Source organism: Rhizobacter sp. P2_H2 (genome assembly GCF_056403375.1).
Genome location: NZ_JBFUFP010001654.1, coordinates 1 through 770 on the forward strand (window position 1 = coordinate 1; position 770 = coordinate 770).

The following is a 770-nucleotide window of genomic DNA, read 5'->3' on the forward strand; positions in this document are numbered from 1 at the left end:
GCTCAAGGTGGCGAAGGACGACACGCTCCACTGCCACTGTGGTTGCGGCGATTGCCTGGCGACCGAGCAGCCCCGTGACTAAACTGAGTGTGATGCCGTAGAGCGGTCGATCGCGAGTGGCTGCTCATGGCCGATTGTTGCCAGTCGCCGCCGCGCCGCCTTGGCGGTAGGCGACCCGTTGCCGCCCGTCACACTGACAGACTCGTCGAAGCGAAGCGGTCGTTCAGCGTTCGATACAGCGAGTGGCATTCGCGACAGTCACCGGATTCCCTTTGCTTGCCGCTTCAAGTGGCCGTTGCCTTCCGCTGAATCGCGATGCTCACCACTTTCGCCGCGGCCCATGTGCATGTCGCACCAAGAATTCCCAGACTGAAGATGATGGTCAGGCAGAGCTGCAGATGGTTCCAGATCCCCGGCGAGACCGAGAAGCTCGAAAAGAGCACGGAACATGCGAACGCGATGAGTTGCGAAGGTACGAACGCGAGTGCGGCAGCGCCCCACACAACGATCCTCTGATTGCGAGAGAGAATTCCTGGCCCAGTGGTTCGCAGCAGTCGTCGAATGGAGACGACTGCCCAAACTGCCGCAGCAAATGAGCCGATGGCGATTGCGGTGAAGACGTTCAGTTCTGGCATGGTCAAGGGCAGCGGCTTTGCAGTGACAGGTCCGCACGACGAGGCGGCCTGCCCTTCCAGAGTCCGCCGATGCTGAGTGCCATTGAAATGCAGGTCAACGCCACGGCGGTGGCAAGGTAGGCATGGAACAGCCAC

General features: G+C 61.0%; 2 protein-coding genes. Both read right to left on the reverse strand.

Going from position 1 to position 770, the window contains the following annotated elements; genetic code table 11:
- On the reverse strand, positions 1 to 94 hold a 94-nt coding region (locus tag AC1D15_RS35400; protein ID WP_477829766.1), incomplete at its 3' end, for a demethoxyubiquinone hydroxylase family protein.
- Positions 95 to 284: 190 nt separating this feature from the next.
- On the reverse strand, positions 285 to 770 hold a 486-nt coding region (locus AC1D15_RS35405), incomplete at its 5' end, for a hypothetical protein (RefSeq protein ID WP_477829765.1).